The organism is Collinsella sp. LCP19S3_A7 (genome assembly GCF_052121995.1).
Lineage (GTDB): Bacteria > Actinomycetota > Coriobacteriia > Coriobacteriales > Coriobacteriaceae > Collinsella.
The window spans coordinates 1-23,334 of sequence record NZ_JBQKDE010000002.1 but is presented as its reverse complement, the minus strand read 5'-3'; the positions used below and the strand labels follow the sequence as shown (position 1 = coordinate 23,334).

The 23,334-nt window shown below is 59.3% G+C and carries 15 protein-coding genes and 1 tRNA gene; 8 read left to right on the top strand and 8 right to left on the bottom strand.

Annotated features, from left to right (window positions below):
• Positions 1-317: 317 nt before the first annotated feature.
• Both ACTQV3_RS01450 and ACTQV3_RS01445 read right to left on the bottom strand, forming a co-directional pair.
• The gene (locus tag ACTQV3_RS01450; RefSeq protein WP_441535987.1) at positions 318-2,846 is read right to left on the bottom strand and encodes a phosphoketolase family protein; all 2,529 of its coding nucleotides are present in this window, start codon (positions 2,844-2,846) and stop codon (positions 318-320) included.
• Positions 2,847-3,050: 204 nt separating this feature from the next.
• A complete protein-coding gene (locus ACTQV3_RS01445) occupies positions 3,051-4,079 on the bottom strand; it encodes a LacI family DNA-binding transcriptional regulator (RefSeq protein ID WP_118388843.1) in 1,029 nt (342 codons plus the stop codon).
• 183 nt (positions 4,080-4,262) lie between these two features.
• Here ACTQV3_RS01445 and murB point away from each other — a divergent pair, with 183 nt between their 5' ends.
• Positions 4,263-5,225 carry a UDP-N-acetylmuramate dehydrogenase gene (gene murB / locus ACTQV3_RS01440; RefSeq protein ID WP_441536004.1) on the top strand — a complete coding sequence of 321 codons (963 nt, stop codon included), beginning with the start codon at positions 4,263-4,265 and terminating at the stop codon, positions 5,223-5,225.
• A gap of 218 nt (positions 5,226-5,443) precedes the next feature.
• Here murB and ACTQV3_RS01435 read toward each other — a convergent pair whose 3' ends face one another.
• Positions 5,444-6,649: a PcsB-like coiled-coil domain-containing protein gene (locus ACTQV3_RS01435; protein ID WP_441535986.1), complete on the bottom strand. Its 1,206-nt coding sequence runs from the start codon at positions 6,647-6,649 to the stop codon at positions 5,444-5,446.
• Between the two features lie 266 nt (positions 6,650-6,915).
• Here ACTQV3_RS01435 and galE point away from each other — a divergent pair, with 266 nt between their 5' ends.
• The 3 genes from galE (at position 6,916) to glgP (ending at position 12,098) form a co-directional block, all read left to right on the top strand.
• Positions 6,916-7,977: a UDP-glucose 4-epimerase GalE gene (galE, locus tag ACTQV3_RS01430; protein WP_427728932.1), complete on the top strand. Its 1,062-nt coding sequence runs from the start codon at positions 6,916-6,918 to the stop codon at positions 7,975-7,977.
• A gap of 207 nt (positions 7,978-8,184) precedes the next feature.
• Positions 8,185-9,702, top strand: a complete 1,518-nt coding sequence (gene malQ, locus ACTQV3_RS01425) for a 4-alpha-glucanotransferase (RefSeq protein ID WP_441548102.1) — start codon at positions 8,185-8,187, stop codon at positions 9,700-9,702.
• A 128-nt stretch (positions 9,703-9,830) separates the two neighbouring features.
• Positions 9,831-12,098: a glycogen/starch/alpha-glucan family phosphorylase gene (glgP, locus tag ACTQV3_RS01420; protein WP_441535984.1), complete on the top strand. Its 2,268-nt coding sequence runs from the start codon at positions 9,831-9,833 to the stop codon at positions 12,096-12,098.
• Between the two features lie 616 nt (positions 12,099-12,714).
• On the opposite strand, the gene ACTQV3_RS01415 is transcribed toward glgP, so the two are convergent.
• The 5 genes from ACTQV3_RS01415 to ACTQV3_RS01395 form a co-directional block, all read right to left on the bottom strand.
• Positions 12,715-13,914, bottom strand: coding sequence for an ABC transporter ATP-binding protein (locus ACTQV3_RS01415; RefSeq protein ID WP_441535983.1), 1,200 nt, complete (start codon positions 13,912-13,914; stop codon positions 12,715-12,717).
• 68 nt (positions 13,915-13,982) lie between these two features.
• Entirely contained in the window at positions 13,983-14,822 is an 840-nt protein-coding gene (locus ACTQV3_RS01410) for a carbohydrate ABC transporter permease (protein ID WP_441535982.1), read from the bottom strand.
• Positions 14,822-15,676, bottom strand: a complete 855-nt coding sequence (locus tag ACTQV3_RS01405; RefSeq protein WP_441535981.1) for a carbohydrate ABC transporter permease — start codon at positions 15,674-15,676, stop codon at positions 14,822-14,824. Before ACTQV3_RS01405 ends, ACTQV3_RS01410 begins: the two co-directional genes overlap by 1 nt.
• An 87-nt stretch (positions 15,677-15,763) precedes the next feature.
• Entirely contained in the window at positions 15,764-17,080 is a 1,317-nt protein-coding gene (locus tag ACTQV3_RS01400) for an ABC transporter substrate-binding protein (protein WP_441535980.1), read from the bottom strand.
• A gap of 276 nt (positions 17,081-17,356) precedes the next feature.
• Positions 17,357-18,076: a GntR family transcriptional regulator gene (locus tag ACTQV3_RS01395; RefSeq protein ID WP_441535979.1), complete on the bottom strand. Its 720-nt coding sequence runs from the start codon at positions 18,074-18,076 to the stop codon at positions 17,357-17,359.
• 224 nt (positions 18,077-18,300) lie between these two features.
• Here ACTQV3_RS01395 and ACTQV3_RS01390 point away from each other — a divergent pair, with 224 nt between their 5' ends.
• From ACTQV3_RS01390 to ACTQV3_RS01375, 4 genes are all read left to right on the top strand, one after another.
• Positions 18,301-20,754: a PTS transporter subunit EIIC gene (locus ACTQV3_RS01390; RefSeq protein ID WP_441535978.1), complete on the top strand. Its 2,454-nt coding sequence runs from the start codon at positions 18,301-18,303 to the stop codon at positions 20,752-20,754.
• A gap of 128 nt (positions 20,755-20,882) precedes the next feature.
• Positions 20,883-21,896, top strand: a complete 1,014-nt coding sequence (locus tag ACTQV3_RS01385) for a polyprenyl synthetase family protein (protein ID WP_427728946.1) — start codon at positions 20,883-20,885, stop codon at positions 21,894-21,896.
• Between the two features lie 138 nt (positions 21,897-22,034).
• Positions 22,035-22,940, top strand: coding sequence for a peptidoglycan-binding domain-containing protein (locus ACTQV3_RS01380; RefSeq protein WP_195838517.1), 906 nt, complete (start codon positions 22,035-22,037; stop codon positions 22,938-22,940).
• Positions 22,941-22,978: 38 nt separating this feature from the next.
• Positions 22,979-23,053 (top strand) — tRNA-Gln (locus ACTQV3_RS01375).
• Positions 23,054-23,334: the final 281 nt, after the last annotated feature.

The following is a 23,334-nucleotide window of genomic DNA, read 5'->3' as shown; positions in this document are numbered from 1 at the left end:
GAGGACGGGGGGGGGGGGGGGGGGGGGGGGGGGGGCGGGGGGGGCCCCGCCCCCCCCCCCCCCCCCCCCCCCCCCCCCCCCCCCCCCCCCCCCCCCGCCCCGGCAATGCAATCTTGGCTGACCATAGTTAGATGCACGGCTTCTAAGGCAGCATAAGCAAGGTCCCCATTACATAAAAAAGAATCAGCCCCCGCATATCGAAACGGTCGAGAGGGCCGCCTCCGGGCGGGTGCCTTCCTCTGAGAAGTTCGCGAAGCCCACTTCTCAGAGGAAGGCACCCGCCCGGAGGCGGCCCCAGCGCGAGACCGTCCCGGATGCTATTCGTTGTCGCCGGCAGTTAACTGCGTTGCGGAGAGTACGCCGTCAGCAGCGGTTGCGGCTGCGGCGTCGGGCCAGACCCAGTCGGTAAAGGCCGGGTGATCGAAGCCCTCGTCGCACGCGAACTCAAAGGCCTCGGTGCGGAAGGCCTCCCACTCATCAATCTGCTCGGCAAACTTATCGGCGTCGACCATGCGCAGCACGTCGGCGGCCAGGGCCCAGCGGTCCATGTTGTTCAGGCGCAGCATGTCAAACGGCGTGGTCGTGGAGCCCTTCTCCTCGTAGCCGTGAACGCGGAAGGCATCGTGGCCGGGACGGTTCCAGATCAGGCGGCGAATCGTGCCGGCATAAGCGTGGAATGCGAAGAGCACGGGCTTCTCGCCGCGGCCAAACAACTCAGCCCAGCGCTCATCGCTGATGGCTTGGTCGTTCTCGCAGACGTTCTGGATCTTGAGCAGATCGACTACGTTGACAAACCAGACCTTGATGCCCAGCCCGCGCAGCATATCGGTTGCGGCCAGTGCCTCGAGCGTCGGCACGTCACCGCAAGTAGCGACCACGACGTCGGCCTCGGCGAGCGAGTCGGCAGTCGATGCCCACTCCCAAGTCGCTACGCCCTCGGCGAGCTCAGACTTGGCCTCGTCGACCGTCTGGAAGGTGGGGGCGGGCTGCTTGCCACAGAAGATGGCATTGACGCAGTCGGTGGACTGGTAGACGCGCTCGGCCACAGCAAGGGCCATATTGGCATCGGCCGGATAATAAGCATTCACGACATGCGTGTCGTTGGCCTTGTTGAGCAGCAGGTCGATAAAGCCGGGGTCCTGGTGCGAAAAGCCGTTGTGGTCCTGGCGCCAGACATGGCTCGACAGCAAAATGTTGAGGCCGCTGATAGGAGCACGCCACGGAATCTCGCGCTTGGTTGCTTCGAGCCATTTGCAGTGCTGGTTGACCATGGAATCGACCACGTGAACAAAGCTCTCGTAGGAGCTCCACACACCGGAGCGGCCGGTGAGCACGTAGGCCTCGAGGAAGCCCTCGCACTGGTGCTCGGACAGCTGCTCGACAACCTTACCGGAACCGGCCAGTAGCTCGTCGTTGGCATCGTCCTCGTAGAAACCGGCATCCCACTGCTTCTTGGTCACCTTATAGGCAGCCTGCAGGCGGTTGGACGCGGTCTCGTCGGGACCGAAGATGCGGAAATCATCCATGTTCTTGGCCAGAACATCGGCAGTGTACTCACCAAAGACGCGGGCGGCCTCGGTGGAGCCCCAGCCGTGGCCCTTACTTGCGACGGGGATCTCGTGAGCGTGAATATCGGGAAGCTCGAGCTCGCGGCGTACCTTGCCGCCGTTCGCGTTGGGATTGGCGCCGATACGCAGCTCGCCGGTCGGCATAAAGGCCGTCACCTCGGGGCGCACCTGGCCCTCGGGCGTAAAGAGCTCCTCGGGCTTGTAGGAGCGCAGCCACTCGCGCAGCACGCGGAAGTGCTCGTGGGTATCTTTGGCGCTCGCGAGCGGCACCTGATGGGCGCGCCAGGAGTCCTCGGTCTTCTTGCCATCAATCTGCTTGGGGCAGGTCCAACCCTTGGGCGTGCGGAACACGATCATGGGATAGGCTGGACGGACCACGGTCTCGCCCGCAGTGGCCTGAGCCATAGCGGTGGCCTTGATGTCGCAGATCTCATCGAAGACCTGCTCAAACAGGGCGGCAAAACGCGCATGAATGCTCGCGTGGCTCTCGTCGTCAAAGCCGGCGACAAAGAAATGCGGCTTATAGCCCATGCCCTCAAAGAACTTGGCGAGCTCCTCGTCGGACACGCGGGCAAGAATGGTGGGGTTGGCGATCTTGTAGCCGTTGAGGTGCAGGATCGGCAGGACGATACCATCGGTTGCCGGGTTCACGAGCTTGTTAGACTGCCAAGAGGTCGCGAGCGGACCGGTCTCGGACTCGCCGTCGCCCACCACAGCCACGGCCAGCAGGCTCGGGTTATCCATGACGGCACCGTAGGCGTGGCTGAGCGTGTAGCCGAGCTCGCCGCCCTCGTGGATGGAGCCAGGCGTCTCGGGCGCAAAATGGCTCGGAATACCGCCGGGGTAGGAAAACTGGCGGAAGAACTTCTGCAGGCCGGCCTCGTCATTGGTAATGTCGGGGCGAATCTCGCGGTAGGTACCATCGAGCAACGACTGGGCGGTGCCAGCGGGACCACCGTGACCCGGGCCCATCAAGAAGATCGCGTTCTGGTTGTGATCGGCGATGAGGCGGTTGACATGACCGAACAGGAAGTTGATGCCGGGCGTGGTGCCCCAGTGACCGACCAGGCGGTGCTTAACGTCCGGGCGACCAAAGTCGCGCACCTCGCCGGTTTTCTCATCGACAAAGTCGGGGCGCATGAGCGGGTTAGAGCGAAGGTAGATCTGACCGACGGACAGATAATTCGATGCACGCCAATACAGGTCGACGCCCTCGAGCTCGGAAGCCGGCACCTCGTGGCCCAGCTTTTGCCACGGCGTCCCCAGTGTTTTAGCCATTGTTTATGTCCCTCCGCTGTGCGGTCGCCCTCCAATACGGCAACCATTCGTTGGGACTAGTATATTTGCTAAAACGTTTTATCAGGGTGAAAAAACGTTTTATCACCCTTATCAATCACATCGATCAACAAAACGCAACATTCACCTGCGGCATTGTCTGCCACAGGTGCTCCACATTCGGTCTCTGCAAATTGATAAACGTGTTTAGTTATGTTTAGTAAGCTCGAGCACGCTGCCCTTAACGATAAGCGCCGGCTCCAGGACGACCTCTTCGGCACGCCTACCGCCCCTACCGGCAAGACGCTTGGACATGCAGCCAAAAGCATGTTCCGCGAGGACACCAGGATCCTGCTCAATGGCGGTCAGCGCCGGCTCAAAGAGAACGTCGGCCGCCGAGTTGTCATAGCTCACCACCGAAATATCGCCCGGGATGCTCTTCCCCATCTCGTGCAAACGTTTGAGCAAACCGAGGGCAATGTTGTCCGAGCTCGCGAATACGGCAGTGGCATCGGTTGCGAGCACCGCCTCCGAGGCCTCGTAGGCGCTCGGAATGTAGTACTCGCTCTCAAACTCCAAACGCGCGTCGATAGGCAGGCCAACCTCGCGCAGCGCGCGCTCATAGCCGGCAAGTCGCTTGCGACCCGTATTGGAACGACGCGCATTAACCAAGCAGGCAATGCGACGGTGGCCCTGCTCGATCAGATAGCGGGTAGCCATATAGCCACCCATCTCGTGGTCGAACATCACCTTGTCGCACTCGAGCCCCTCAATGGCGCGGTCGACCATCACGGCAGGGATGGGTAGATGGCTGACCTCTTCGCGCAGGGCACGGTCGTCCGAGAACTCGTCGCCTACCACCAGGAAGACACCATCGACGCCGCGCGTCACCAGCTGGCGCAGCAGTTCCAAGTCATCGTCGGCGCTTCCGCCCGAGCTGGTAATAAAGAGCGCATAGCCGTCCTCGCGGCAGCGCTTTTCCAAGCTACCGGCAAGTGAGGCAAAAAATCGGCTCTCGATGTTGGGGACGATAAGGCCCAGGGTGCGTGACTCGCGCATGACCAGGCTGCGCGCAATCTGGTTGGGAACATAGTGGTTGCGCGCCGCGACCTCCTTGATGAGCTTGCGGTTTTCTTCCGAGATGCGACAAGGCCGATTGTTGAGAACAAGCGAGACCGACGAGGGGGAAAGCCCCACCTCCTGGGCGATCTGCTTGAGGGTGACTTTGTTGGCCATCTCGCTCCTTCCGGGTTTACGCGCAATCTCTTGAAAGTATAGCGACTGCCCCTCTACCTCGATGATAAACACTTTACCAATCCGGTAGACGGCTGTTTTATCGCCGCCAGCGCACCAAATACGTCCAGGTGGGGTATATTGCAATCGATTGATGACAACGACCACCAAAAGGCGGATATTCGGATGCACGAGAACGACTTTTTTAACGAGGACCTGTTGTGCGCGCTCGCTGGCGTTGCCGGCGAGGACAACGTGTTGATGAGCGAGCCCATGCGCGAGCACACCACGTTTAAGATTGGCGGCCCGGCCGACGTCTTTGTCACGCCCGACACCGAGCAGGGCCTCGTCGCCACGCTCGATACCTGCTATCGCTGCGATCTGCCACTCACCATCGTGGGCAACGGCTCCGACCTACTCGTCGGCGACAAGGGCATACGCGGCGTCGTCGTAGCGCTAGGCGAGGGCCTCTCCGCCATTACCGTCGACGGCACGCACGTTACGGCAGCAGCCGGTGCGCTGCTTTCGGATGTTGCGGCCGCGGCAGCCGAGGCCGGTCTCACCGGCATGGAGCCCATCTCGGGCATCCCCGGATCGGTCGGCGGCGCCTGCTACATGAACGCCGGCGCCTACGGTGCCTGCATGGCCGACGTGCTGGAGTCTGTACGCGTCTACAAGCCCGCCCGCATGCTCGACGACGGCACCCGCGGTAGCGGCAGCGTCATCGAGTTCGATGTCGACGAGCTCAATCTGGGCTATCGCAAGAGCCGCATCGCCGACGACGGCTTCATCGTGCTTTCGGCCACCTTCAATCTCGCCCCGGGCAACGCCGCGCTGATCAAGGCCGACATGGACGACTACCGCCAACGCCGCGAGGACAAGCAGCCGCTCGACATACCGAGCGCCGGCTCCACTTTCAAGCGCCCCGAGGGCCACTTTGCCGGCAAGCTCATCATGGACGCCGGGCTGCGCGGCCATGCTGTCGGCGGCGCCCAGGTGAGCGAAAAACACTGCGGCTTCATCGTCAACGCCGACCACGCCACCGCCGCCGACGTCGACGAACTCATCCGCCACATCCAAGCAACCGTCAAAGACCAATTCGGTGTAGACCTAGAACCCGAAGTCCACCGAGTAGGCGAATTTTTATAAAAAGAAGGCCCCAAAAGGGGCCTTCACTTTCTTTAATTCAGACAACCAGTCCGGTGTGTCGCGCCTTGAGCCCGGAAGGTCCGGGACTGTGGGCGGGGCATAAGGTTGATCGCGAGTTCCGCACGCAAAGAAGGCCACTTAATGTGGCCTTCGTCTTGCGCAGGACTGCCCGAGCAGGCAACCTTATGCCTCTCGGACTGTCCCGGACCAAGCCGCAGCTACGACAGCGCAATACCGCCAAGCCAGCCCCAGCGCACGCCAGAGCCAGTGCCGTAGAACCCAATGAACGAGTCAAGCGACCTCGACGTGATAGCGCCCTCGTTACTCATAACGATGCCGCCGCCAACATAGATGCCCACGTGTCCGTACAGCAGACCCGGCATACCGGTGCCACTGTGCGACGAGTCGGCCACGATCATGCCCACCTGCAGCGCCGAACGATCGGAGCTGTAGCACCAGGCGTTAAACATGTCGCACGCGTTGCCGCCAAAGTAGCCCACGCCGGCGTTGCGGAAGACGTTGGTGACCCAGGCGGCGCACCAGTTTAGGCCAGGCGAAGGCGTGGAGTAGCATGCGTTGACGACAGCCTGCTGCTTGCCCGAGCCGGCATTCTGTTGCGGATTTCCGGGCGCATACGATCCGCCACCCGAGTTTGAACCACCCGAGTAGGAATTGTTCTTGTTTGCGGCAGCCGCAGCGGCGGCAGCCTTCTTGGCAGCCTCCTCAGCCTGGGCGGCAGCGAGAATCTCGGAATCGCGCTGAGCCATGAGCTCCTTGACATCGTCGGAGAGGCCGTTCAGAACCGTCTGGACCTCTTGCTGCTTGGCCTGCATGTCCTGCATCTGGGCAGTCTGCTGGTCCTTGAGCCTCTCCAAGTCGGCTTTTTGCGACTCGAGCTCGGACTTCTGCGTATCGAGCTCTTTCTGGATGGTCTGGATATCCTCGATGGCGTCGCGGTCGCTCTTGTTGATCTTCTCAACATAGTGCGCATTGGCGACGAGCTCCTCAAACGAGCCCGAGGCGAGCAGCAGCGACAGGATGTTGGTGCCGCCCGACTTATAGCTGGCGGAAACGCGATCGGAAAGATCGCCGCGCTTCTTTTTGAGCTCGGCCTTCTTTTCGTCAATCTGCGCCTGCGTGCTGTCAATCTGGCCCTGTACGCTCTCGATATCGTTGAGGGTCTGGGCGTTCTTGTTGGCCAGCGCCGCGTATTCATTTGCGATGCTGTCGAGCTGGGCCTGGACCTCGTCAAGCTGAGCCTGGGCCGCATTGAGCTTGTCGGTGGTTTCCTTGGTGGCCTCCGCAGCATGGGCGCGAGCGGGCAGACCAAAAAGAACGGCTGCAGAAGCGGCGCCGAACAAGGCCTTGAGGGCAGTGCGACGCGAAAGCTCCTGGGAAAGGATGGAATCGCTGTTTGGTGACATATCTACTCCGTTACATGTTTATTTATATGTCGCTCAACTCATACATATTAGCGTACATCGCGCTCGTCCCAACGATTTCCACGAACGGCAGCAAACCCCATGGTCGGCGGCTCGTATGCAAACGTCAAAGTCAAGGTTATGCCCACGCCAAACATTTCCATGAGTACGTTAGCATGTTCGTCTGCTTTTCCTGCCCTGCACGTTTTGGGTGCCCCTGCCTGCGCTATACTCCCTCAGGAAGTGTTCCTGATTCGATAGGAGACTACATGTCCAAAGCACTCGACCCCAAAGACACCTGCGTCCTCGTAACCGGTGGCGCCGGCTTTATCGGCTCGCACACCGTCGTTCAGCTGCTCGAGGGTGGCTACCAGGTCGTCATCGTCGACGACCTCTCCAACTCCAGCGCCGTCGCCGTCGACCGTGTCAAGACCATCGTGGGCGACAAGGCCGCCAAGAACCTCACCTTCTACGAGGCCAACGTGCTCGACCGCGATGCCATGAACAAGATCTTCGATACCCATCAGATCGACCGCGTCATCCACTTCGCCGGCTTTAAGGCCGTCGGCGAGTCGGTGAGCAAGCCCGTCGAATACTATCACAACAACATCGAGAACACCCTGGTGCTCGTCGACGTTATGCGCAACCATGGCTGCAAGTCCATCATCTTCTCGAGCTCCTCGACCGTCTACGGCGATCCGGATAACCCGCCCGTCACCGAGGAAGACCCCAAGAAGCCTGCGACCAACCCCTATGGCTGGACCAAGTGGATGATTGAGCAGATCCTTATGGACGTTCACACCGCCGATCCCGAGTGGGACGTTGTGCTGCTCCGCTACTTCAATCCCATCGGCGCCCATCCGTCGGGCCTGATCGGCGAGGACCCCAAGGGCATCCCCAACAACCTGGTGCCCTATGTCGCGCAGGTTGCCGTGGGCAAGCTCGAGGCCGTTCAGGTCTTTGGCAACGACTACCCCACCCCCGACGGCACCGGCGTGCGCGATTACATCCATGTGTGCGACCTGGCATCGGGCCATGTGGCCGCCCTCAACTGGATGAACGGCAAGACCGGCGTTGAGATCTTCAACCTGGGCACCGGCACCGGCACCTCGGTGCTCGAGGTCGTCGCCGCCTTCTCCAAGGCCTGCGGCAAGGAGCTGCCCTACGTGATTCGCGAGCGCCGCGCCGGCGATATCGCCGCCAACTGGTGCGACGCTTCCAAGGCCGAGCGCATGATGGGTTGGAAGGCACAGTACGACATCGCGGACATGTGCCGCGACAGCTGGAACTGGCAGAGCCACAACCCCAACGGCTTCGCCGACGCCGAGTAGCAAAAACCTACATACCGTTCTTGCCCCGATCTCACGATGTGAGACCGGGGCTTTTTCATGGCATGTAACCATTCGCCGAAAATCGACCAACTTTTTTATCTTGCGTATACATGTTTAAACAACATGTATACAATAGGTGTATCGAATCAGAACATCGGAGGCGGACTGCACACCCATCGGCAGGCCGACCCCACAACAAGAAGGTTGGTGAGCGCATTCATGGAGCGTGCAAGCGGCGTCCTCATGCCCGTCTCATCTCTGCCCGGACCATACGGAATCGGCGGCTTTGGCTGGAATGCCTACGACTTCGTCGATTTTCTCGCCTCGTGCAAACAACATTACTGGCAAATCCTGCCCCTTACGACGACCAGCTATGGCGATTCGCCCTATCAGTCGTTCTCGGCCCGCGCAGGCAACCCCAACTTGATCGACTTTGCCGAGCTTATCGAAGCCGGCTATCTGGAGCAGCGTGACATCGACGGCGTCTTCCTTGGTTCCGACCCCAGCAACGTCGACTACGGCGCCATCTTTGTTGGCCGCCGTCAGATTCTCGATCGAGCCGCTGAGCGCTTTGCTGCCGACAAGCCGGCCGATTTCGACGACTTTATCCAGGCAAACGAGGACTGGCTCCTTCCCTACTGCGAGTTTATGACCGTGAAGGAGGAGTGCGGACTCAAAGCCTTTTGGGAGTGGCCCGAGGAGCTCCGCCGCCGCGGCGAGGCATCCAGCAAGGTCTGCGCCACCCATCCCGAGCGCATGCTCTACCACCAGATGACGCAGTATTTCTTCGATCGCCAGTGGAGCCGCCTCAAGGCCTATGCCAACGAGCACGACATCCTGATCATCGGCGACCTGCCCATCTATGTCTCGCGCGACTCCGTCGAGATGTGGGCCATGCCCGAGCTCTTTAAGATCGACGCCGCCGGCAATCCCGTCAGCGTCGCGGGAACGCCGCCTGATCAGTTCTCGGCCACCGGCCAGTACTGGGGCAACCCCATCTATGACTGGGATGCTATGGAAGCAGACGGCTTCTCCTGGTGGGAAGACCGCGTCCGAGCCGCCCTCGACATGTACGACATCATCCGTCTGGACCACTTCCGCGGCTTTGAAGCCTTTTGGGAGGTGCCGTTCTCCTCTCCCGATTCGTCATATGGTTCATGGACGCAGGGACCCGGCCTCAAGCTCTTCAAGGTGCTCAAGGAAAAGCTCGGCACGCTTCCCATCATTGCCGAAGACCTGGGCTTTCTTACCCCCGGCGTCATCGACATGCGCGACACCACGGGCTTCCCCGGCATGAAGATCCTGCAGTTTGCCTTTGAGGGCAGCAACTCCTACTATCTGCCGCACAACTACATTGCCAACACCGTCGCCTACGTCGGAACGCATGACAACGAAACGGCACGCGGCTGGTATGAGGGAACGGCCACCCCGCGTCAGCGCGAGCAGGCGGCCCTGTATACCCACCAGCAGGCAGGCGAGTCCATGGCCGACGCGCTCAACCGCACCATCGCCGCCAGCGTGAGTGACACCTGTATCTACACCATGCAGGACCTGCTCAATCTGGGCAACGAGGCGCGCATTAACACCCCCGCCACCCTGGGCGGTAACTGGACGTGGCGCATGCTTGATGGCGCCATCACCCGCGAACTCGAGCGCAAGCTCACCGACTGGACCGAGACCTACTTCCGCATCCCGTCGGAAGCCGAAATCGAGCTTCCCCAATAGGAGCCACCGCGCCCGACCCCACCCCACCGTGTGGACGCGACCGCTTTTCCCGCGCGAGGCCATCCCAATCCCTCGCGCGGGCTTCTTTTGAATTTCTGACATGTAGTCGACTCACCACAGGAGGAAACATGCCCCGTATAAGCCTCGCAGAACTCGCCGAGCAGTCCTTTGGCACCTCGCTCGAGCAGCTCGATGACCGTCGTATTTATAAGCTGCTGGTCAAGCTCGTGCAGGAGCGCTCTGCCGCCTGTCCGCTCAACAACGGCAAGAAAAAGCTCTACTACATCTCTGCCGAGTTTTTGATCGGCAAGCTGCTCATCAACAATATGATCGACCTCGGCATCTATGACGAGGTTAAGGACCAGCTCGTCGCCGCCGGCCACGACCTCAACAAGATCGAGGAGTTTGAGGTCGAGCCTTCGCTCGGCAACGGCGGCCTGGGCCGCCTGGCCGCATGCTTCCTGGATTCCATTGCCACGCTGGGCCTTACCGGCGACGGCGTGGGCCTCAACTACCATTACGGCCTGTTCCGCCAGCGCTTTGCCGACAACCAGCAGAAGGCCGTCCCTGACGAGTGGCTCGGCGAGCAGGACATCCTGATCGATGACAACCGCTCCTACACCGTCGAGTTCGGTGATTTTGCCGTCACCTCCAAGCTCGTCAACATCGATGTGCCCGGTTATGGCCAGCCCACCAAGAACCGCCTGCGCCTGTTTGACCTGGCAAGTGTCGACGAGGGCCTGGTCCCCGGCAGCTCCATCGACTTCGACAAGACCAAGATCGCCAAGAACCTCACCCTGTTCCTCTATCCGGATGATTCCGATGAGCAGGGCCGCCTGCTTCGCATCTACCAGGAGTACTTCATGGTGAGCAATGCCGCCCAGCTCCTGATCGACGAGGCCGTAGAACGCGGCAGCAACCTGCACGATCTGGCCGACTACGCCGTGGTCCAGATCAACGATACGCACCCCACCATGGTCATTCCCGAGCTCATCCGCCTACTCACCACCGAGCACGACATCGAGTTTGACGAAGCCGTTACCATCGTGCGATCCATGGTCGCCTACACCAACCACACGATCCTTGCCGAGGCGCTCGAGAAATGGCCGCTCACCAGCCTGCAGAAGGTCTCCCCTGCCATCGCCGACATCATCGTCAAGCTCGATGAGATTGCCAAGGCCGAGCATGGCGACCCACGCGTCGCCATCATCGACGAATACGACACCGTACACATGGCCCACATGGACATCCACTTTGGCTTCTCCATCAACGGCGTCGCCGCCCTCCACACCAAGATCCTGGAGGACACCGAGCTTCGCCCGTTCTACGAGATCTATCCCGAAAAGTTCTCCAACAAGACCAACGGCATCACCTTCCGCCGCTGGATCCAGGGAGCCAACCCCGCACTTGCCAGCCTGCTCGACGATGTAATCGGTACCGATTGGCGCAGCACCGGCGACCTGAGCAAGCTCGCCGAATTCGCCGACGACAAGGACGTTCTTGAGCGCCTGGCCGCCACCAAGGTCGAGGCCAAGGCCATCATGCGCCAGTTCATGGCGCTCGAGCAGGGCGTGACCATTCCCTCCAACGCGATCATCGATGTTCAGGTCAAGCGTATCCACGAGTACAAGCGCCAGCAGATGCTCGCGCTCTACATCATCTGGAAGTACCTCGACATCAAGAACGGCAATAGACCTAAGCACCCCGTCACCATCATCTTTGGCGGCAAGGCAGCACCTGCCTACACTATCGCGCAGGACATCATCCATCTGATCCTGACGTTGTCGCAGTGGATCGCAAACGATCCCGACGTGGCTCCCTACCTGCAAGTTGTCATGATCGAGAACTATAACGTCACCGCTGCCGAGCGCGTGATTCCCGCCGCCGACATCTCCGAGCAGATCAGCCTGGCCTCCAAGGAGGCGAGCGGCACCTCCAACATGAAGTTCATGCTCAACGGTGCTTTGACCCTGTGCACGCTCGACGGCGCCAATGTCGAGATCGCCGAACTCGTGGGCGACGAGAACATCTACACCTTTGGCGCCTCGTCCAAACAGGTCGAGCAGCTCTACGCCGACGGCAGCTATAACGCCGGCGCGCTCTACCGCAAGCCCGGTATTAAGCTGCTGGTGGACTTTATCACCAACCCCGCCTTTATGGCAACGGGCAATGCCGAGCGTTTGCAGCGTCTGCACGACGACATTAAGGGCAAGGACTGGTTTATGGCCCTGCTCGACATTGAGGAGTACATCCAGACCAAGGAGCGCGTGCTAACAGACTACGAGGACCGGGACACCTGGATGCGCAAGGCGCTAATCAACATCGCCAACGCCGGCACCTTCTCGTCCGACCGCACGATCTCCCAGTACAACGACGAGATCTGGCACCTGAGCTAATTTCGTTTCCTTTACCCATCCTCTTGAAAGCGGAGTCGTGGCAACACGGCTCCGTTTTTTGTGCCGATACGCCGGCCTGTGATTTGTCTCGACCAAATAATCTCGGCCTGTAACACCTAGACGGCAAAACTGGGTCTATCTGTTACAGATCAAGACAAGCAGAATTGTCCCGATGAACTGTCTCGATCTGTAACATCTGGCATCCAAAATTGGCTCTTCCTGTTACAGATCAAGACATACCGGACCTCCCACGGGGGTTTGTCTCAACCTGTAACAGTTAGACCCTGATTGACCTTCCAGATGTTACAGATTGAGACAAACGGAATCGTCCTGCAGCAATATCTCAATCTGTAACATCTAGCAGCTGAAATTCGCCTCTGGTGTTACAGATTTAGATGAAATGGTTAGCTCAGTGGAACCGTCTCGATCTGTAACATCTAACGTCCGGAATCGGCCCTACCTGTTACAGATCGAGACAAACGACCGGCCAGACAGCCCCAGCACAAAGAAAGGCTCCCCTCTCGCTCAGCGGACGAGAGGGGAGCCTTATATGTGACTGCGGCAAAAGGATGGCAAAGCCGCAGTCGCCCAAAAGGAGGGCCTGATTGAATCGGGCCTAGATAAGGTTCTTGCCAGAGACCTTATCGAAAAGGTGGGTCGCATTCTTCTCGAACTTGAACCAGATGGGGTCGCCGGCCTTGAGCGAACCCCTGGCCTCGAGGTCGACGACAGGGATGATCAGGACAAACTGGCCGTCGGGAGACGTCACATGAACGTGCTCGGTCGAACCCATGAGCTCGGTGACCTCGATGGTGCCCTGAAGCGCACCCTCCTCGCCCTTGTCGGCAAGCAGAATCTGCTCGGGACGCACGCCGGCCGTGATCTCCTTCATATCCCCGCCGTCCCAGTTAAGCGCAAGCTGAGCGCAGGTCTCGGGGGCCAGCGCGACATTCATGTCGTCGGTCTTGACGGTAAAGCCCTCGCCCGAGCGCACCAGCTGGGCATCGAAGAAGTTCATCTGCGGCACGCCGATGAAGCCGGCGACAAAGATGTTCGCGGGATGGTTGAAGACCTCCTGCGGCGTGGCGATCTGCTGAACAACGCCGTCCTTCATGACCACGATGCGGTCGCCGAGGGTCATAGCCTCGGTCTGGTCGTGGGTAACATAGATGAATGTGCCTTTGATCTCGTGGCGAAGCTTAATGAGCTCGGCACGCATCTGGTTACGAAGCTTGGCGTCCAGATTGGACAGCGGCTCGTCCATCAGGAATACCTTGGGGTCACGCACGATGGCGCGGCCGATGGCGACGCGCTGACGCTGGCCGCCCGAAAGCGCCTTAGGCTTACGGTCGAGGTACTCGGTGATACCCAAAATCTCGGCAGCGGAGCGAACCTTGCGGTCAATCTCGTCTTTGGGGACCTTCTTGAGCTCAAGCGTAAACGCCATGTTCTCGTACACCGTCATGTTGGGGTACAGAGCGTAGCTCTGGAACACCATGGCAATGTCACGGTCCTTGGGTGCCACATCGTTGACGCGCTTGCCGTCGATGAGCACGTCGCCCGAGGTAATGTCCTCCAGGCCGGCAACCATGCGCATCGTCGTGGACTTACCGCAGCCAGAGGGACCAACGAGGACGATAAACTCCTGGTCGTGAACAGTGAGGTTGAAGTCCTCTACAGCGAGCACGCCATCCTCGGTAACCTTGAGGTTGTGCTTCTTCTCCTCGGTCTTCTTCCTTTTGCCAAAGAAGCCCTTCTTTTTGGACTCGTTGTTGGGATACACCTTCTGAACATGCTTGAGAACGATCTCGGCCATGTCTCTACCTTTCGATACGCGGCGCCACGCTGAGGGGCGCCGCAGAAACTTGCAAAACGGTTACGGCATCAGCCCTTGACGGCACCTGCCACCACACCGTCGATGATGTACTTCTGGCAGAGGATGTACATGAGGACGATGGGGACAACGACCATCATGATGCAGGCCATCATGGGGCCGAGCTCGACGTGACCGTAGCCGCCGCGGAAGTACTGGATCAAGATAGGAATGGTCTTGTACTTGGTGGAGTCGAGGGTGAGGTAGGGCAGCAGATAGTCGTTCCAGACCCACATGGTCTCGAGAATGCCGACCGAAAGATAGGTGGGCTTCATGATGGGAAGGACAATCTTAAAGAACACCTGGACCGGGTTGCAGCCATCGATCATGGCCGCCTCTTCGATCTCGAGCGGGATGTTCTTTACAAAGCCGGCGAACATAAAGACCGCTAGGCCCGCGCCAAATCCAAGGTAGATAAAGCAGATGTTGAACGGCGTGTTGAAGCCGATGCGGTCCGCCAAATTGGACAGCGTGAACATGAGCATCTGGAACGGTACGACCATCGAGAACACGAACAGGTAATAGAAGAAGTTCGAGATCTTGCTGTTGACGCGCACCACATACCAAGCGCACATGGAGCAGCACACCAAGATCAGCACGACCGACGTGACCGTGATGATGAGCGAGTACATAAACGCCGAGGCAAAGCCCTGCTCGTTAAGGGCGTGCACGTAGTTTGCAAGGCCGTTGAACGTCTCGGGCGTGAGCAGATCGAATGCCGTGGTGGTGCTGATTGCGGTCCCTTTCTTAAAGGAATTGAGCGCAATCATGAACACGGGGTAAATCCATGCGAGCGACAGGATCGTAAAGAAAATCGAGAGCGCACGGTTGATAACCTTATCGCGTTTCATTACTGCTGCACCTCCTTGGACTTCGTGGCCTTAAGCTGGATCATGGAGATTGCTACGACCAGGATGCAGAAGATAACCGCCTTGGCCTGACCGATGCCCTGCCATGCGATACCGGCACGCGAATAGAACGTGTTGTAGATGTTCAGGGCGAGCATCTCGGTGGAGTGCGCCGGGGCGCCACCGGTAAGGGCGAGGTTCTGGTCGAACAGCTTAAAGCCGTTGGTGATGGACAGAAACAGGCAGATGGTGATCGTCGGCATCAGGTTGGGGATCTTAACCTTCCAAAACGTCTGCCATGCCGTAGCGCCGTCGACCTTGGCGGCCTCGATGTAGTCGGACGGAATGGACTGCAGACCGGCGATGTAGATGATCATCATGTAGCCGACCTGCTGCCACAGGGTCAGGATGATAAGGCCCCAGAAGCCAGCAGCAGAGTTAAGGGCGATAAGGTCGGCGCCGATGTTGGAGAGCAGGCAGTTGATCAGAATCTGCCAAATGTAGCCCAGCACGATGCCGCCGATCAGGTTAGGCATAAAGAAAATCGTACGGAAGATGTTGGTGCCCTTGAGTGCCTTGCGGGTGAGCGCCTGCGCGATGGCGAGGGCGATCACGTTGATGAGCACCGTCGACAGGAAGGCAAACGCCACCGTAAAGAAGAACGACGTGGCAAACTGCGGATCGGACAGTGCACGCACGTAGTTCTCGATACCGACGAAGTGCGTGTTGTTAATGGTAATAAACTGGCAGAACGAGAGATAGAAACCCTGGATAAAGGGGATCACGAACCCGATCATAAACGCCAGGCACGTGGGCAGCATAAAGAGCGGCCACCAGCGCTTGAGTGCTTTGCCCATAGAAGGGTCCTTTCAATATGCAGGGGGCGGGCAAACCGACGTCTGCCCGCCCCCTGTCGCTAGTCAGATAGCTTGGGCAGCAACTGCTTACTCGGAAGCAGCCTTCTCGGTCTTCCAGCCATCGACGAAGGCGTTCTTGACGCCGTCCCACTTGGTGTTATCGGCAGCATAGGCAATCAGAGCCTGCTTGAGGTTCTTCTTCCACTCCTCAGAGGGGATGTAAACGAAGTCCCAAGCGACGGTCTTCTTGCCGTCCTTAGCCATGGCAACAGCCTGCTGCGAGAAGACGTTGGTGGTGTCCTTGGCGCTCTTGAACGGGGCAGTCAGACCCATCTTGTCAGCGATGATGCTGGTGGCAGTCTCAGAAGTGACGCACCAATACATGAAGTCCTCGGTAGCCTTCTGGGCATCCTCGGAGGCCTGGGAGCTCACGCACCAGTAGTTCTCGCCGCCGGAGCACAGGCCCTGGTTCTCCTCGCCGTCGACACCGATGTAGATGGGCATCATGCCAATCTGATCGTCGGTCATACCGGCCTTGATGAGGTCGGCGTAGGCCCAAGAGCCGTTCTGATAGAAGACGGCCTTGCCGGTTGCGAACTCGTTGGTGGCGTCGTCGCCGGTCTTGGAGGCAAGCTGCGAAGGATCGCAGGTGGAGTCGGTGATGTACAGGTCGAAGATCTGCTTAAAGTTGTCGAGATACTCGCCCTTAATCTCGTCATCCTCCTGGTTGTGCTCCTTCTCGAACTCGTAGTAGAGCGGGAGGTTGGCGAGGTGGGTGGTGTAGCGCCAGCTGGAGGAGTCATCCATGCCGGCGGAAGTGAAGGCACCGTCAACGCCAAGCTCGTCCTTGCGGGCCTGAATGTCATCGGCGCAAGCCTTCAGCTTGTCGAAGGAGTTGATGTCCTCGGCCTTGTAGCCAGCCTTCTCGAGGAGCTCCTTGTTGTAAATGATGCCGTAGCTCTCCTGGACCCAGTCGATACCTAGATCCTTGCCGTCGGACTGCAGAGCCAGGGAGTCGTCGACGAGCTCACCGCGGACCTTGGTATCGGACAGGTCGGCGCAGTAGTCCTTCCAGTTCTTAAGACCGGTGGGGCCGTTGACCTGGAACAAGGTCGGAGCGGAGCTCTTGGACATCTCGGACTTGAGCTTCTCCTCGTAGGTGTTGGAGGCGGCAGTCACGATCTTGACCTCGACGCCCTTCTCCTCCTTGTACGCCTTGGCGATCTCCTTCCACTCCTTGTCGACCTCGGGCTTGAATTGGAGGAAGTAGACCTCGGCAGCGTCACCAGAAGCAGAGGAGCCGGAGCCGGCGGAGCCACCGCAGCCCACGAGACCCAGGCCAAAGACCGTGGCCGCGGAGCCAGCGAAGCCCAGGAACTGCCTTCTGCTCATTTCGTTCTTCATTACAATCCACCCTTTCACACCGTGGCGGCACCCTTTGCCGCCGCCTTCGGAGATTGGCTCGAGGACTTTGCCCCTTTTTCTGATTTGTACAATACGCTATTTGGCCAGTTGTTTGAACAAGTATTACTAGAGCGGTAGAAAAACTTCGGTGAACGGTTCTTGATACATTCGTACTTGACAAATATTGTCTAAACAATTAAAGCGCCCCGTGCGGCCGATATCCCATCGACCGCATGGGGCGCTTCATATCGAAACGCAAGCTTATGCGTCTGTTACCTATCGCTTGGAATTGATGCGGTAATGGAAGATCTCGGGGTGTGTGCGAGCATGCGTCACCTCGAACAAGATGCCGTCCGAGGTGTACGACTGACTCTCCATGACGGCGACGCAGTTGTATTTGCCGAGGTCAAGATAGCTGCAGTCTTCATCGTTGGCGAGCTCGACACTCACCGTACGGCGACTTGCCATCACTTTGATGCCGCGCTTGTGCTCCAGATAGTCGTAGATAGATTCTGCCGCGATCTCGGGGGTCAGACCCTTGGCGATCGACTCCAAAAAGTAGCCATGGTCCACTTGGCGCGCGCTGCCGTTGAGGCTTCGGACACGCACTACGCGAATCAGCTCCTCGCCCATCTTAAAGCCCAGGCGACGAGAGAGCTGCTCGGTGCAGACCAGATGTTCAAAGGACTTAACGTCCGTCGATGCAACGGCATTGTTGCGCTTTGCAAATTCGCCAAACGACTCGACTTCCTCGAGCGCGCCCAGCATGTCGGTTTCGCCCTTGAGCCAAATAACGCGCACGCCCTTGCCGTGTATGGGCTGCACAAACATCTCGTCGGCCAGCATGCTCAAGGCGCGGCGGACGGTATTGCGCGTGCAGTCGAACTCTGCGGTCAGCTCGGCTTCGGTTGGCAGCATCTCCTGAAACGCATAGGTCCCGTTAATGATGCGCGAACGGATCTCGCGGTAGATTCCTTCGTAAATCGCTTTTGGCATGGCTTCACCTCTAATGAATATGTATGGCTAGGCACGATAGCATTTCTTGGGGTTGTTTAAACCGTCTATCGGCAAAGCACGGATTATTTACCGTCGACGGTTCCCCCGGCACCCAAATCGGACCGAATCAAAACCGTCAATGCGGCAGGCAGCCAGTCCTCTACAATGAGTTCATTGTTTAAACGTTCTTGCTCGCACAGCATGTTGCATCCGGAAGGCATATTATGCTGCAGAAAATCCAACGCTTTGGCGGGGCAATGTTCGCGCCCGCCATGCTGTTTTCCATATCGGGCCTTATGGTCGGCGTCTCCGCCCTCGCAACGTCTGCGGACATCGTCGGCGACCTCGCCGTATACGGAACCCCTTGGTATGTTTTTTGGGCTATCATCCAGCGCGGCTCGTGGACGGTCTTTAAACGCCTCCCACTGCTTTTTGCCGTAGCGCTGCCCATCGGCCTTGCTCAAAAGCAACCGGCGCGCTGCTGCTTCGAGGCACTCGTGGCCTATTTTGCCTATTGCTTCTTTTTGAGCGAGATCATTAAGCTGAGCGGCGACAACCTTGGACTTAAGTACCCGTCGTCTTTGACCTCCGCCAGCGGCATCACCGTCATCGACGGCATCAAGACGCTCGACACCGGCATTATCGGCCCGCTGGCGGTATCGGCCACCGTCGTCGCCATCCATGACCGCTTCTACGATGCCAAGGTTCCCGATTGGCTCGGTACTTTCTCGGGCTCCTCGTTGGTCTACCTCATTAGCTTTTTTGCCGTATTCGCCCTTGCCGCTATCTCGGCCGCCATCGTGCCCATCGTATACGCAATGACCGAAACACTGCGCCATGCACTTACGGGCGTCGGTCCCTTCGGCGTGGGCGCCTTCGTGTTTTTAGAGCGAGCACTCGAGCCCGTGGGGCTGCATCACCTGCTCTACATGCCAATCTACTACGACAATCTGGTTATTACCGATGGCATCTACGCCACGTGGACCAACTTGCTTCCCATCCTCTCGCACAGCACGCGCCCCCTCAACGAGCTAGCGCCCTGGGCTGGTTTCACCGCCACCGGTTGGGTTAAGCTCTTTGGTCTTCCCGCCATCGCCGTAGCGTTCTACACCACGGCCAAGCCCGAACGCCGTGCCAGCCTCAAGACCATCCTTCTGCCCGCCATCGTCGCCTCGATGGTCTGCGGCGTCACCGAGCCGCTCGAGTTTCTCTTTATGTTCACCTATCCCGGACTCTTTTTGCTCTACGCCGTCCTATCCTCCTGCCTTGCCATGGCCATGAACTTCTTTGGCGTCGTCGGCATCTTCTCGGGTGGCCTTATGGAGATGGCTGCCTTCAACTTTATCCCGCTCATGCGGACGCATGCCGGCTCCTACCTTTTGGCACTCGGAATCGGACTCGTCTTTAGCGTCATCTTCTTTCTGAGCTTTCGAGGTCTTATCCTGACCTTTGACCTTAAAACCCCGGGACGCGAGGACTACATTGCCGGCAACACGGCGCTCTCGCGCTTGACGGGAAACGACGTTGACGAAAAGCGCTTATCCGAAGCCGGCGCTTCCGACTGCCAGGCATCACAAGATCGTCTGCTCGCCGAGCAGGTTGTGGCGCTTCTGGGCGGCGTCTCCAACATTGTGGGCGCAACCAACTGCGCCACGCGGCTGCGCGTCGAAGTTGCGGACCCTTCTATCGTCGCGGACAACGCAACCTTTGTCGCAGCGGGCGCCAAAGGCCTCATCGTCACCGGCAAGACCGCCCAGGTAATCATCGGCGTCTCGGTCCCCCGCGTCAAAGAGCACTTTGATCAGATTATGGGACTCGAATCGGGTTTTGCATTTGCCACCCCGCTTTCTCATGCCGCCGATGACGCCAAAAAGCATGGCAATATCTGCTTCTTCGACATCGACGGTACGCTTGCCTGGCAAGATCCCAAACTTGCCCAAGAGCTCCCCGAGGGCGAGCGAGACCTTTCCCCCTATCCCAACGAAACGGTTGCACAGGCAATTCGCACGTTTGTCGCCAACGGCAACAAAGCCTTTATCTGCACGGGGCGCACCCTCAGCTGCATCCATCCCAAGCTGCTCGAGCTGCCGTGGGCGGGCATCGTATGTCTCGCGGGCGGCTACGCCGAACTCGAGGGACGCATCGTGCGAAATGCGGCCATAAACCCCGGTCTGCTACAGCGCCTCGCCCCCTATCTCGAACAATCGGGTGAGGTCATTCGCTTTGAGGGCATCGATCGCGTCGTGCGCATGAGCGCAGATGCCCCCGAGACGTACGGATACGCGCGCACCGTGGGCGACGCCGTCACGCAACTCAAGCACTACAACGCTTATAAAATTCTTATGTCCACACCGCTCGCCAACCGCATCGCCCAAGATGAAGAGCTTGGGCCTCTGCTCTGCCTCAACGAGCTCGAACTCGAGGTCACGGAAATCTCGCCTCGCGAGTGCACCAAACGGGCCGGAATCAAGGCCGTGCTTGACGCCCTGGGGCCAGATCACGGCACTGTGTACGGCATCGGCGACGCAAGCAACGACATCGCCCTCATGGAGGCGGTCGATGTTGGCGTCGCCATGGGCAACGCGCCGGACTTCCTCAAGGAAAAGGCCGACTACGTCACCGACAGCTTCGACCACGACGGCGTCGTCACCGCGCTCGAGCACTTTGGACTTATCTAGCCGCGCCTCTTGCCGCATTTGCGACAACATGGCTCAATCGTCTTCAACCGCCGCGCTCGATGCCCTAATGTGGCAATATGTTGTCTGCATAACGCAACGATGCAACCTAAGAAAGAATGCGAGAACCCGTGTCCAGTCCGTTTACCAGCTTTTTAGCCCAGCATTTTGACCAGATTAACGACTATCTGGCCACATTCTTTGACGGACAGGCGACCTCTGCCGATATCGAGCGCTACCTGTACGCGCCGCTCTCGGCATTTACGGCCAATGCCGGCAAGCGCCACCGCCCGCTCATCTGCATGCTCGCCGCCACCGCGGTAGGCGGCAGCTTTGAGAGCGCCCGAAGCGCGGCGGCGGCCATCGAGCACTTTCAGTCGGGAGCACTTATCCATGACGACATCGCCGACAACGGCCAGCTGCGCCGCGGCAAGCCCTGTATGCACCTTACCGAGGGTACGGGACTTGCCATCAACTGCGGCGACCTAGCGCTCACCATGGTTACCAAGACGGTTCTCGACGACCCCACGCTCGAGGCAGACGTGAAGCTCCGCGTGCTCCACGAGCTCACCGAGATGATCGTTCGCACCATCGAGGGTCAGGCGCTCGACCTGGGCTGGGTCCGCGATGGGCGCTTTGACATCTCGGTCGACGATTATCTGGACATGGCGACGCACAAGACCGCGTACTACAGCGGAGCCACGCCACTTGCCGCCGGAGCCATTATCGGTGGCGGCAGCGAAGACCAGATTGAGGCGCTGCGTGCCTTTGGCCTGCACACGGGCCTTGCCTTTCAGATCCAAGATGATCTGCTCAACCTTATTGGCACCAAGGAGGCCGCCAACAAGGACTTCCGCACCGATATCACAGAGGGCAAGCGCACGCTCGTCGCCGTGCATGCCCTGTCAGACGAGCGTTATCACGACGAAGTCGAGGCAATCCTTTCCTCGGGCACCGAGGACCCCGCGCAACTCGCACGCGCCGTGGAGATCTTCCAGCAGACCGGCTCTGTCGATTTCGCCCACACTTACGCACTCAACCTGACTGCCAAGGCCAAGGCCGCTATCGAAGGTGTCGAGCTCGACCCGCATGCACGCGAGCTGTTCGACTCCATGGCAGATTTCTTTGTGGAGCGCCTTAACTAGCGGGGGTTATAAAATCTGTCAGCAGCGCATTTGGGTACAACTTGCTACACTGTTGAGTGCATGTTTATGCAACCCTTTGCGTTGTCTATCCGACACACGCTCAAATAGTACGAATGGTACGCCGAAAGGGGTTCGTTCATGGAACCTATCACAACGGGCATGCAGGGAGCAGCCGTCGAGGACGTCCAGTCCCGCCTTCTGCAGCTCGGCTATACAATCGATGACGCCGAGGTCGCCGACAAGCGCTTTGGCACCACCACCGAGCAGGCTGTTGGCACCTTTAGGCTCGACAGCGGCCTTGCCGCTGGCTACGCCGTCGATATCCCCTGTTGGAGCGCCCTGGTAGACGCCTCGTATAAGCTGGGCGACCGCACGCTTTATCTGCGCATGCCCAATTTCCATGGTGCCGACGTTCGGGCCCTGCAGAGGGCACTCAACGTTTTGGGTTTTGCCTGCGGTGAGGACGACGGCTACTTTGGCCCGCACACCGAGGCGGCCTTGCAGCAGTTCCAAGAAAATGTCGGCCTGTTTGCCGACGGCATGGCATTCCAGGATACCTACGCCTATATCAACCGTCTGCATCACGTGTGGGAGGGCAAACCCTCGGTTACCGAGGCCGAGTCGCGCATCGGCTTTGCCCGCGCCGCCAACGTGCTCGAGCGCTTCCAGATTGCCGTCATCGGTGAGGACCCCATCGCACGCAGCGTTGCATCGCGCATGTGGAACATCGCCACGGCGACGACCGACAACAGCGGCATGATGCTTTGCGATTCCGAGGTTCCGACCGACGTGGACCTGGTACTCGAGATCGCAAGCGATGAGCTGCCCGCAGATGCAGCGCCGCGCGCCACGATTGCCCTTGCCGAATGTCACAACCTGGCGCAGCGCATCCGCACTGCCAATATCGCCGCGCAACAAAAGCCTGCACGTATCCGCATTGAGCTCACGGGCATGACGCGCTACAACGGAACCTTCACCGCAAGCGATGCCCAGACACTCGCCGTACGCCTGCTCGATGGCGTTTGCGATGCCCTCGCAGATTAGGTAAACTAGACGAGCTGCTTTTGGGCAGCACCACACATTGGGACGTAGTTCAACGGTAGAACTCCGGTTTTTGGTGCCGGCTGTTGGGGGTTCGAATCCCTCCGTCCCAGCCAAGGTAACTGAGCGCCCCGGGCTTTCATCAGCCCGGGGCGCTTTCTTGTGGGCATGCGGAGGGATTCGAACCCGCAAGGGTGCGGAGCTGAGGAAACGCGAAGCGTTTTCCAGCGCAGCACGCAAGGAGCGGAGCGACGCAGCGGGGCGCGGCCGCCGGAAGGCGGACGCGGAATCCCTCCGTCCCAGCCAAGGTAACTGAGCGCCCCGGGCTTTCATCAGCCCGGGGCGCTTTCTTGTGGGCATGCGGAGGGATTCGAACCCGCAAGGGTGCGGAGCTGAG

Excerpts from the sequence above, each read along its gene's own strand:
- ACTQV3_RS01450 (WP_441535987.1), bottom strand. The coding sequence starts at position 2,846 with ATGGCTAAAACACTGGGGACGCCGTGGCAAAAGCTGGGCCACGAGGTG.
- ACTQV3_RS01445 (WP_118388843.1), bottom strand. The coding sequence starts at position 4,079 with ATGGCCAACAAAGTCACCCTCAAGCAGATCGCCCAGGAGGTGGGGCTT.
- murB (WP_441536004.1), top strand. The coding sequence starts at position 4,263 with ATGCACGAGAACGACTTTTTTAACGAGGACCTGTTGTGCGCGCTCGCT.
- ACTQV3_RS01435 (WP_441535986.1), bottom strand. The coding sequence starts at position 6,649 with ATGTCACCAAACAGCGATTCCATCCTTTCCCAGGAGCTTTCGCGTCGC.
- galE (WP_427728932.1), top strand. The coding sequence starts at position 6,916 with ATGTCCAAAGCACTCGACCCCAAAGACACCTGCGTCCTCGTAACCGGT.
- glgP (WP_441535984.1), top strand. The coding sequence starts at position 9,831 with ATGCCCCGTATAAGCCTCGCAGAACTCGCCGAGCAGTCCTTTGGCACC.
- ACTQV3_RS01415 (WP_441535983.1), bottom strand. The coding sequence starts at position 13,914 with ATGGCCGAGATCGTTCTCAAGCATGTTCAGAAGGTGTATCCCAACAAC.
- ACTQV3_RS01410 (WP_441535982.1), bottom strand. The coding sequence starts at position 14,822 with ATGAAACGCGATAAGGTTATCAACCGTGCGCTCTCGATTTTCTTTACG.
- ACTQV3_RS01405 (WP_441535981.1), bottom strand. The coding sequence starts at position 15,676 with ATGGGCAAAGCACTCAAGCGCTGGTGGCCGCTCTTTATGCTGCCCACG.
- ACTQV3_RS01400 (WP_441535980.1), bottom strand. The coding sequence starts at position 17,080 with ATGAAGAACGAAATGAGCAGAAGGCAGTTCCTGGGCTTCGCTGGCTCC.
- ACTQV3_RS01395 (WP_441535979.1), bottom strand. The coding sequence starts at position 18,076 with ATGCCAAAAGCGATTTACGAAGGAATCTACCGCGAGATCCGTTCGCGC.
- ACTQV3_RS01390 (WP_441535978.1), top strand. The coding sequence starts at position 18,301 with ATGCTGCAGAAAATCCAACGCTTTGGCGGGGCAATGTTCGCGCCCGCC.
- ACTQV3_RS01380 (WP_195838517.1), top strand. The coding sequence starts at position 22,035 with ATGGAACCTATCACAACGGGCATGCAGGGAGCAGCCGTCGAGGACGTC.